This is a genomic window from Kitasatospora sp. NPDC004289, from assembly GCF_053602875.1.
The window spans coordinates 100,335-110,162 of the sequence record NZ_JBSGEL010000026.1 but is presented as its reverse complement, the minus strand read 5'-3'; the positions used below and the strand labels follow the sequence as shown (position 1 = coordinate 110,162).

Sequence of the window (9,828 nt, the reverse complement as noted above, 5' to 3'; positions counted from 1 at the left end):
GGCGGGCGGTGCCACCAAGGGCGGTGCGGCCGGGGGCGGCTCGGGCAGCGGCGGCGCCGCGAGCGGTGGGTCGGCCAGTGGCGGTGCGGCGGCCGGCGGCTCCGGCAACGGCGGCAACAACGGCGGCGGCGGCACGACCGCGCAGCCGCCCACCCAGACCACGCCGCCGCCCACACAGCCGGGCGGCCCGCCGCAGGGCTGCGGCGGCACCGGCTGGGGTGCCATCACCAACGGGCAGAGCGGCCGCAAACTCGGCCTGTCCACCGGCACCCCCGAGGGCGGCGCGGCCGTGGTCTCCGGCGGCACCACCTCGTACGGCTGGGTCCGCTCGGGCGCGGACTCGGGCGGCTGGTACGAGATCCACCCGTGCAGCCTGGACAAGCCGATGATGGTGCAGGACTTCAACCCGGGCGGCACGTACACCGTCTCGCTCAGCACGGGCTTCAGCTTCACCTACCGCTGGTCGATCGTCTCGGCCGGCTCCGGGCGGTACACCCTGCGGGACCACGGGGGCCAGACCTGCCTGACGGACAACGGCGCCGGGGTGCAGACCACCATGCTGACCTGCACCCCCGGCAACAAGGCGCAGGAGTGGTCGCTGCCCTGGTAGCCCGGGCGCGTTGAGCGGGGGCGGGGCCGCCGGGCGGGCTAGCGTGGGCGGATGACCGACCGTCAGCCGACCAAGCCGCCCGGCCGCCTGCGGCACCGGCCGCTCTCCCCGCTCCGCGAGCACCTGCGCGAGTCCTTCTGGGTGGTGCCGCTGGTGACCTGCGTCGGGGCGGTGCTGCTCGCGCTGGGCACCAACTGGGTCGACGCCGAGGTGGTGCACGAGGAGATCAGCCAGACCGGCAGCGCGGAGGGGCTGCTGAGCTTCGCCAGCGGGGCCAAGGCGGTGGTCTCCACGGTCAGTTCGGCGATGCTGACCTTCATCGGCGTGGTCTTCTCCATCTCGCTGGTGGCGCTCCAGATGGCGGCCAGTCAGATGAGCCCCCGGGTGCTGCGGCTGTACGTCCGCTCCCGGATCACCAAGGCCACCTTCTCCACCTGCCTGGCCACCTTCCTCTTCACCCTGCTGGTGCAGCTCGGCTACGACGACACCACCGACCCGACCAAGGTCACCACGGTGCCGGTGGTCTCCACCCTGGTCGCGATCCTGCTGGTGCTGCTGAGCCTGGGCCTGTTCGTGCTCTACGTGCAGTCCACCATGCGCCTGCTGCGGGTCCCGCACGTGATCGACCGGGTGACTCGGGAGTCGGTCGGGGTGCTCACCACCTACCGCTGGATGGCCCCCGAGACCGGGCCCCGGCTGGACCCGCCGTCGGACGCCGTCACGCTGCTGCACCAGGGCGACTCGGGGGTGCTGCGGGACGTCAGCCTCGGGCGGCTGGTGCGGATCGCCCGGCGGCACGGCGCGGTGCTCCACTTGGTGCCCCGGATCGGGGACTTCATCGCTCCTGGCACTCCCACGGTGGTGGTCTCCGGCGGCACCGCGCCGCGGCCGCGCCGGATCGCCGGGGCGCTGAACATCGGGGTGGACCGCACCATGCACCAGGACCTCAGCTTCGGGTTCCGGCAGCTGGTGGACATCGCGATCCGGGCGCTCTCCCCGGCGGTCAACGACCCGACCACGGCCGTGCAGGCGGTGGACCGGATCCACCAGCTGCTGGCCCTGCTGGCCGGGTACCCGTTCGGCGAGCTGCGCTACCGGGACAAGGAGGGCGCCGTCCGGCTGGTGCAGCCGATCCCGGACTGGCAGTGCACGGTGGACCTGGCCTTCACCGAGATCCGGATCTGCGGGGCCGGCCAGCCGCAGGTGACCCGCCGGCTGGCCGCCGCCCTGGACGACCTGCTGCGGATCACCCCGGACGGGCGCCGCCCGCCCCTGCTGGCCCAACGGGCGCTGCTGGAGCGGGCGGTGGCACAGCACGTGGCCGACGCGGACGACCGCGGGTTCGCCCTCACCCCGGATCGCCAGGGCATCGGCTGAGGCGGGTGCCGGGGCGGTCCGGGGGCTGACGGGAGGTCAGGACAGCACGACCACCTGGTGCATTCCGAGGAAGGCGTGCGGCAGACCGTTCTCGTGGTCCGGCACGAAGCAGAGCAGCACGTAGGTGCCGGGCGGCAGGCCCTCGGCGTGGTAGAGCGCGCTGCGGCCGGGGGAGATGGCGCCCAGGCCGATGATCGGCTGCTGGGGGCCGGGCGCCGGCGGGTTGCCGGAGAGGACGGCGTCGTAGACCGCCTGGAGCTGCTCGTCGGTGGTGCCGTCCGGCACCTGCTGCAGCGCCATCTCGTGGATCTCGTCGGAGGCGTTGCGGACCAGGTAGTGGCCGTCGGCGCGGGTGACGCCCTCGGTCAGGAAGCGCGGGCCGCCCGGGGTCTCGTGGGTGATGACGATGCCGTCCGGGTAGTGCGCCAGGGTGGCCGACGGTCCGTCACAGAGCTCCAGGGAGCGCAGCACGGGGTGCTGCGGGTCGCTCAGGAAGGAGGTGAAGTCCACCAGGTAGACGGTGCCCGGGGTGATCTCGGTGGTGGCGGTGCCGGGGACGGCCGGGGTGGCGTGGACGCCGCCGAGCGCCTCTCCGCGGTGCTGGGCGAGGGTGATGCCCTGGGCGGCGGCGGCCGGGTCCGCGGAGACCGCCTGGGCGAGGCCCGCCAGCAGCTCGTCGATGCCGGAGCCGTCCTTCGGGCGGAGCACCTGGAGGGAGCGGCCGGCCGGGTCGGCGGTGGTCAGGCGGAAGGCGACCAGGCCGCCCGGGGCGCTGTCCGGCGCCTGGATGCCGTCGGGGCCGATGGTGACCTCGACCGGGACCGGTGCGGTCTCGGGCGCGGCCGTGGACGCGGTGGCACCGGTCAGGGTGGTGGTGAGGGCGAGGGCGGCGACGGCCGCGGCTCTGAGTCCTCGGTGGAGCAGTGCGGTGGGCATGGATCTCCTTCGGGTACGGGTCGGGACGGACCCCCTCCGGCAGGTCACCACCCGCGGTGCGGGGACGTGCTCCGACGCGCGGACGGACTGGCCCGGCCGGACCAGTCCGTCCACCCGTCGGTCGGCGCGTCACGGGTGCTGCTGCTCGGGCCTGGCCCGTCGGGGGAGCAGGAAGGCCAGGGCGAAGGCGGCCGGCAGGGCCAGTGCGCCCAGGCCGAGGGCGCGGCCCGCGCCGGGGGTGGAGCCGTCGGCGGCGGCCCAGGGCCGCGACGGCGGAAGCCCCCGGCACGGGGGCTCCCTGACGGGGGCTCCGGCGGCGGGGGCCCGGGGCCGGCGGGGCGTCAGGTCCCGGCGGGAGGGCCGGAGCTGACGCGCAGGCGGGGCGTGGCGAGGGCGACCGCGGCGCCGACGCCGAGCACGGAGGTGCCGAGCAGGAGGAAGTAGAGCGGGAGCGGCAGCACGGCGGTGAGGCGGAACAGCTGGCCGCCGGCGACCACGCCGACGGCGGCGAACAGGCCGTTGAGGGCGAGGAAGCGGCCCGTGCTGCCGGGCGGGGCGACGGTGGCGGCCAGGGCCAACGCGGCCGGGGCGAGCGAGAGTTCGCCGAGCGAGTAAAGCAGGTAGACCAGCAGCAGCCACTGCGGGCCGACCGGCGCGCGCAGGGCGAGCAGTGCCGCGGCGGCCATCAGGAGGAAGCTGAGCCCGGCGGCCGCCAGGGCGGCGGCGAACTTCACCGGGGCGTCGGCCCGCTCCCCGGCCCGGCGCCACCAGCGCGCGACCAGGGGGGCGGCCAGCAGGACGAAGAGCGGGTGCGCGGACTGGAACCAGCTGGCCGGGACCTCGAAGCCGAGCACCTGACGGTCGGTGTGCCGCTCGGCGAACAGGCCGAGCACCGAGCCGCCCTGGGCGAACAGCATCCAGAACGCGGAGGAGGCGGCCATCAGCGCGGTGAACCCGCCGAGCCGCACCGCCGGGGAACGGCGGCGCAGTGCGCGCAGGTACCAGAACGGGAGCAGCACGGTGCCCAGGCCCAGCACGGCGAGCGCGCCGGGCACCGCCCCGGCCGCGGCGGCGGCCGCCGCCAGGCCGCCGGCGAGGCAGACGGCCGGCACCGTGCGGCGCAGCGTCCGCACCGCCTCGGCGCGGGGGAGCGGGCGCGCCGGGCGCAGCCCGTGCTCCCCCAACCCCGGTGACCCCAGGGCGAACTGGACCAGGCCCGCCAGCATGCCGACCGCGGCCGCGGCGAAGCCCAGGTGCCAGGCGACCTTCTCCGCGAGCAGCCCGGTGACCACCGGAGCGACCAGCGCGCTGGCCTGGATGCAGAGGTAGAACCGGGCGAAGGCGGCCTCCCGGCGGCCCGGGTCGGGGCCGCTGACCGAGGCGACCAGGGCGGCGATCGCGGGCTTGACCAGCCCGGTGCCGGCCACCACCAGCAGCAGGCCGCCGTACAGCGCGGCGCCCCAGGGCGCCGCGAGCACGGCGTGCCCGGCGGCGATCAGCACACCGCCGAGCAGGACGGCGCGGCGGCAGCCGAGCACCCGGTCGGCCAGCCAGCCGCCCGGCAGGCCGGCCAGGAAGCCGAGGGCCATGAACGCCGCGAACACGGCGGTGGCGTTCTGCGCGGTCATCCCGGCCCCGCCCCGGTCCTGACCGTCCGTCAGGTAGAGCACCAGGATCGCGGCCATGCCGAAGAAGCTGAACCGCTCCCAGAGGTCGACCGCGAGCAGGGTGCCGAGCCCGCGCGGCCGGCCGGCCGGGGCACCCGCCCCGGCGGCCGGCCGCGCCGGTCCGTGCAGCGAGGTGTCCACCCCGCTCACCCGGCGGCCTTGACCGCCACCCCCGCCAGCATCGGGAGCTCCGGATCCGGCAGTTCGCCGGGCTCGGGCCGCCAGAGCGGGGCCCGGACGACGCCGGGTTCGAGCAGCTGGTGCCCGGCGAACAGGGCGGCCAGCTCCTCCGTGCTGCGCCAGATCACCTGGCTGACCGCGCTGCGGTAGTTCTCGGCGGCCTGCGGCGCGGTCCGCGGCACCTGGTCCGCGCCGGCGTGCGAGAGCACCAGGTAACTGCCGGGCGCCAGCCGGTCGGTGTACTGCCGGATCAGCTTCAGCGGGTCGTCCCCGTCGGGGACGAAGTGCAGGACGGCGGCGAGCAGCAGCGCGACCGGCCGCTCGAAGTCGATCAGCTCCAGGGTCTCCGGGGCGGTCAGGATCCGCTCGGCCTCGTAGAGGTCGCCCTGGAAGACGGCGGCCCGCGGCTCCTCGGCCAGGATGGCCCGGCCGTGCGCGACCGCGACCGGGTCGATGTCCACGTAGACCACGGTGCTGTCCGGGTGGGCGGCCAGGGCGACGTCGTGGACGTTGCCCTCGGCCGGGATGCCGGAGCCGATGTCCAGGAACTGACGCACGCCCAGGGCGGACAGCTCGCGCACCGAGCGGCGCAGGAAGGCGCGGTTGGCCCGCAGGGTGCGGACCAGGTCGGGGTTGCCCGCAGAGACCCGCTCGGCGAGTTCGCGGTCGACCGGGAAGTTGTGGGTGCCCCCGATCCAGTAGTCGTAGACCCGGGCGATGCTCGGGGTGTCGATGTCCACCTCGGGCGGTGCCCAGCTGGGACGTGCCATGGGAGTCTCCTGGCTGTGAGTGCGGGCGAAGGGTCGGGGCGGGGTCAGGCGAGGTGGACGGGGAGCTCCTCCAGGCCGCGCATCATCAGGCTCTGACGGTGGCGCAGCTCGCCGGGCTCCCCGGCCAGCCGCAGGCCGGGGAAGCGCTCGAAGAGCCGGCCGATCACGATCTGCCCCTCCAGCCGGGCCAGCGGGGCGCCCAGGCAGTGGTGGATGCCGTGGCCGAAGGCCAGGCCGGCGGTGTTCGGCCGGTCGAGGTCGAAGCGGTCCGGGTCCTGGTGACGGGCCGGATCGCGGCCGGCCGCGGCCAGTGAGATGGTGACGAACTCGCCTTCCGGGATGAGCACGTCACCGACCTTCACCGGCTCGGTGGTGAACCGCCAGGTGGCGTGGGAGACCGGCCCGTCGTGGCGCAGGAACTCCTCGACCGCGGCGGGCCAGAGCGAGGCGTCGGCGGCCAGCCGGGCCCGGGCCGCGGGGTGGGTGAGCAGGGTCAGGGTGCCGTTGCCGATCAGGTTGACGGTGGTCTCGTGCCCGGCGACCAGCAGCAGGAAGGCCATCGGGACCAGCTCCTCGGCCGCCAGCCGCTCGCCCTCCTCCTCGGCGTGCACCAGATCGCTCAGCAGGTCGTCGGCGGGCGCCGCGCGCTTGGCCGCGATCAGCGCCCGGAGGTAGCCGATCATCGCCACGTTGGCGTCCCGGACCTCCTCGGTGCCGGCGCCGGAGACCAGCAGGTTGGACCAGCGGCGGAACTCGGCCCGGTCGTCCGGCGGCACCCCGAGCAGCCAGCAGATCACCGTGAACGGCACCGGGAAGGCCAGCGCCTCCATCAGCTCGACCCGCTCCTGCCCGGCGAGGCCGTCCAGCAGCTCGTCCACCAGGGCGGTGATCCGGGGCCGCAGCGACTCGACCCGGCGGGCGGTGAAGGCCCGGCCCACCAGGCGGCGCAGCCGGGTGTGGTCCGGCGGGTCGCTGTCCAGCATGTGCGCGCTCAACTCCTGCGGGAACTGGCTGCGTTCGCCCGCCTCCCGGAGGAACGCCTCCCGCGCGGCCGGGTCCGCGAAGTTCTTCGGGACCAGCTGGAAGCCGACCCGCATGTCCTTGCTCAGCCGCGGGTCGGCGAGCAGCGCCCGGGCGTCCTCGTAGCAGGTGACCAGCCAGGTGCGCAGTCCGTTGGGGGTGAGCACCGGGACGGCCCCCGCCGCCTCGCGCAGCTCGGCCAGCACGGCGTACGGGTCCTGGTGGAAGGCGGGCGTGAAGAGGTCGAGCGGCGCCGCCGGGGTGGCCGGGTGGGTCATGCGCTGGCTCCTGTCGGGTCCGGCTCGCGGCTGGCCGCGCCGTAGCTGGCGAGCTCTCGGTAGATCTCGAACGGCCGCTCGCGGGCGGTGTCGCGGAAGGGGCGCAGCGGGGCGGTCTGGTCACGGTGCCGGGCCCCGCCCTCCCAGCGCTCGAAGGCCTCCCAGTCGGCCCAGCGGCTGACCACCACGAAGCAGTCCGGGCGGCCGGGCGCGCCGAGCAGGCGGTTGCCGAGCAGGCCGGGGGTGCCGGCCATCCGGCGGCTGGACTCGTGGTACGCCGTCAGCACGGCCGCCGGGTCGTCGCTCAGGTGGTACAGCACCACCTCGACGGCGCCGGCCGTCACGGCGCGCCGCCGGCCGCGCCGGCCAGCGCGGCGACCACGTGCATCGTGGTCATCGACCCGGCGCTGCGGTACGGGTGCAGCTTCTGCCGGTGCGTCAGGTGCCGGTCGCTGGTCTCGAACTCGCGGAACCTGGGCTCGTCGGTCCAGTCGCTGACGATCCAGTAGACGCCGCTCTCCTCGGCGCTGCGGGACAGCCACTGGCCGAGGTTGGCCGGGTGGTCGGTGACCGAGTCGCCGACCTCGCGCCAGACCCGCTCGAAGTCGCCCTCCATGCCGGGGTTGATCTGCATCCGCAGCATCACCCGGAACACCTGCTCACCCATCAGATGCCCCCGTCCACGTTGAGGGTCTCACCGGTGACGTACCCGGACAGGTCGCTGAGCAGGAAGAGCACGGGGGCGGCCAGTTCGGCCACCGTGCCGAGCCGGGCCAGCGAGGTCTTCTGCGCGTAGGTGGCCCGCAGCGCCTCGGCGCGGTCGGCGGGCATGGCGTCGAAGGCCTCGGTCTCGATCACGCCGGGTGCCACCACGTTGACCCGGACGCCGCGCGGGCCGAGTTCCTTGGCGAGCGAGCGGGTCAGGCCGGTCATGGCCGCCTTGGCGGCGGTGTAGTGGGCCCGCAGCGGGATGCCGGCGGCGGCGCCGCGGGAGCCGATGTTGACGATCGAGGAGCCGGCCCCGAGCAGCGGCAGGGTCTGCTGGATCACCCGGTAGGCCGCGGTGAGGTTGGTGTCGATGATCCGGGACCACTCGTCGGCGGGCAGCTCGGCGAACGGGACGTGGCTGATCACGCCGGCGTTGTTCACCACCCCGTCCAGCCGGCCGAACCGCTGCTTCGCGAGCACGGCCAACCGGTCCACCTCCTCGATCAGGGCCACGTCGGCCCGGACCACGTGGTGCTCGCCGGGGGTCTCCTTGAGCTCCTGGACCAGGCTGTCCACCGCCTCGCCCTCCTGCCGGTAGCAGGTGAGCACGTCGGCGCCGGCCCGGGCGGCGGCCAGGACGATGCCGCGGCCGATGCCCCGGCTGCCGCCGGTGACCAGGATCTTCTTGCCGTGCAGTGCGAGTTCCATCGGGGTTCCCTCCTGGGGCCTGCCGGACGCTTCGGGCCGGAGCAGGCGGACGTGACGGGTACGGTGGGCGGGCGTGCCCGGGGGCCGGGGTCAGACGCAGCCGTCGGCGTGGATGTTCTGGCCGGTGATGTAGGCGGAGTGCTCGCTGCCGAGGAAGAGCACCAGGTGGGCGATGTCCGCCACGGTGCCGAGCCGGCCGAGCGCGGTGAACGAGGAGAACAGCCGGCGCTGCTGCTCGGCCGCCTCGGCGGGCAGCTCGTCCAGCGCCTCGGTGGCGATCCGGCCGGGGGAGACGGTGTTGACCCGGATGCCCTGCGGGCCGAGCTCCCGGGCCAGCGAGCGGGTCAGCCCGACCAGGCCGGCCTTGACCGCGGTGTAGTGGGCGCCGCCGGCCATGCCGATCCCCGCCACGGTGGAGCCGAGGTTGACGATCGAGGAGCCGGGGCCGAGCAGCGGCAGGGCGCGGTGGGTCACCAGGTGAGTGGCCGTCAGGTTGCCCTGCACGGTGGCCGCCCACTCGGCGGGGCCGAGGTCCCGGTAGGGCACCGGCCGGAAGGTCCCGGCGTTGTTGACCACCACGTCCAGCCCGCCGAGGCCGGCGTCGCACTCGTCCAGCAGCCGCTCCACGTCCCGCTCGTCGGCGGCGTCGGCGCGCAGCACCCGGTGCTTGCCGGGGGTGTCGGCCAGCTCCCGCTGGAGCGAGCCGACCGCCTCGCCCGGGGTGCGGTAGCAGGTCACCACGTCGGCGCCGGCCCGGGCGGCGGCCAGCACGATGCCGCGGCCGATGCCCCGGGTGCCGCCGGTGACCAGGAACCGTCGGCCGGAGAGCTGCCGGTCGGCCCGTGCGGCGGCCTCCACCTTGGCCTTGATCAGCCGCAGTTGGACCAGGGTGTTGCGGTTCAGCCGGTCGGTCATCCCGGCGTCGTCCAGCGGGGCGCCGGGCTTCATCGCGAAGTCCTGCAGCCAGCGCATCCGGACCCCGTCCGCCTGCTGGACGTACGACCAGCGGATGTCCATGTGCTGGAACGGGCCGGTCTCCACCCGGTGGGCCCGGACGGTCCGGGTGGCCGGGTCCGGGGTCCGTTCGGAGACCCAGCTCCACACCTGGCCGTTCTCGTCCGGGTGGAGCGCGAGCCGGAAGCGGACGGTGTCGCCGTCCCGCTCCAGGATCTCGGCGCTCGCGTACTCGCTGAACAGCCGCGGCCAGCCGGCCACGTCGTTGGTCATCTCCCAGACCAGCTCCATCGGGGCGTCGATGGTGATCGCGTTGTCGGTGTGCCCGGCCATCAGCGCACCGCCCCGGCGAGCCGTGCGTTGACGTAGTCGACCACCTGACGGGGCGTCTCCTTCTGCTCCACCTCGCCGTCCGGGATGCGGAAGCCGTACTCCCGCTCCACCCGGCCGGCCAGCTCCAGCAGGGCCAGCGAGTCGTAGCCCAGCTCGCTGAACGGCACGTCCGTCAGGTCCCTCCCGTCCGCAGCGCTCCGCTCGTCCGTGCCGGCACCCTCGCGCAGGATCCGCAGCAGGTCCTCCACCGTGAACTGGGCCATCAGCGGCCGCCTTTCGTCGTCTCG

10 protein-coding genes and 2 pseudogenes are annotated in these 9,828 nt (G+C 74.9%); 2 read left to right on the top strand and 10 right to left on the bottom strand.

The window, feature by feature from the left end:
- Both ACWEPF_RS19545 and ACWEPF_RS19540 read left to right on the top strand, forming a co-directional pair.
- The coding region (locus ACWEPF_RS19545; protein ID WP_452173580.1) for an RICIN domain-containing protein at positions 1-610 on the top strand (610 nt) is incomplete at its 5' end.
- A 51-nt stretch (positions 611-661) separates the two neighbouring features.
- The gene (locus tag ACWEPF_RS19540; protein ID WP_452173579.1) at positions 662-1,987 is read left to right on the top strand and encodes a DUF2254 domain-containing protein; all 1,326 of its coding nucleotides are present in this window, start codon (positions 662-664) and stop codon (positions 1,985-1,987) included.
- Positions 1,988-2,023: 36 nt separating this feature from the next.
- Here ACWEPF_RS19540 and ACWEPF_RS19535 read toward each other — a convergent pair whose 3' ends face one another.
- The 10 genes and pseudogenes from ACWEPF_RS19535 to ACWEPF_RS19490 form a co-directional block, all read right to left on the bottom strand.
- On the bottom strand, positions 2,024-2,923 hold the full coding sequence (locus tag ACWEPF_RS19535) for a hypothetical protein (RefSeq protein WP_452173578.1): 900 nt from the start codon (positions 2,921-2,923) through the stop codon (positions 2,024-2,026).
- Positions 2,924-3,264: 341 nt separating this feature from the next.
- On the bottom strand, positions 3,265-4,740 hold the full coding sequence (locus ACWEPF_RS19530) for a peptide MFS transporter (protein ID WP_452173577.1): 1,476 nt from the start codon (positions 4,738-4,740) through the stop codon (positions 3,265-3,267).
- Positions 4,737-5,540 (bottom strand): SAM-dependent methyltransferase, encoded by an 804-nt coding sequence (locus ACWEPF_RS19525; RefSeq protein WP_452173576.1) that lies wholly within the window; start codon positions 5,538-5,540, stop codon positions 4,737-4,739. The genes ACWEPF_RS19530 and ACWEPF_RS19525 overlap by 4 nt, the downstream gene beginning before the upstream one ends.
- 44 nt (positions 5,541-5,584) lie before the next feature.
- Positions 5,585-6,838 (bottom strand): cytochrome P450 family protein, encoded by a 1,254-nt coding sequence (locus tag ACWEPF_RS19520; protein ID WP_452173575.1) that lies wholly within the window; start codon positions 6,836-6,838, stop codon positions 5,585-5,587.
- Positions 6,835-7,182 (bottom strand): antibiotic biosynthesis monooxygenase family protein, encoded by a 348-nt coding sequence (locus tag ACWEPF_RS19515; protein ID WP_380148450.1) that lies wholly within the window; start codon positions 7,180-7,182, stop codon positions 6,835-6,837. The genes ACWEPF_RS19520 and ACWEPF_RS19515 overlap by 4 nt, the downstream gene beginning before the upstream one ends.
- Entirely contained in the window at positions 7,179-7,505 is a 327-nt protein-coding gene (locus ACWEPF_RS19510) for an antibiotic biosynthesis monooxygenase family protein (protein ID WP_380148452.1), read from the bottom strand. The genes ACWEPF_RS19515 and ACWEPF_RS19510 overlap by 4 nt, the downstream gene beginning before the upstream one ends.
- Positions 7,505-8,254, bottom strand: a complete 750-nt coding sequence (locus tag ACWEPF_RS19505; protein ID WP_452173574.1) for an SDR family NAD(P)-dependent oxidoreductase — start codon at positions 8,252-8,254, stop codon at positions 7,505-7,507. Before ACWEPF_RS19505 ends, ACWEPF_RS19510 begins: the two co-directional genes overlap by 1 nt.
- 90 nt (positions 8,255-8,344) lie before the next feature.
- Positions 8,345-9,067 (bottom strand): annotated as a pseudogene (locus ACWEPF_RS19500) (SDR family NAD(P)-dependent oxidoreductase); the annotation flags it as partial.
- A 24-nt stretch (positions 9,068-9,091) separates the two neighbouring features.
- Positions 9,092-9,541, bottom strand: a pseudogene (locus ACWEPF_RS19495) (SRPBCC family protein); the annotation flags it as partial.
- On the bottom strand, positions 9,541-9,804 hold the full coding sequence (locus ACWEPF_RS19490) for an acyl carrier protein (protein WP_345280906.1): 264 nt from the start codon (positions 9,802-9,804) through the stop codon (positions 9,541-9,543). The pseudogene ACWEPF_RS19495 and the gene ACWEPF_RS19490, both read right to left, overlap by 1 nt.
- Positions 9,805-9,828: the final 24 nt, after the last annotated feature.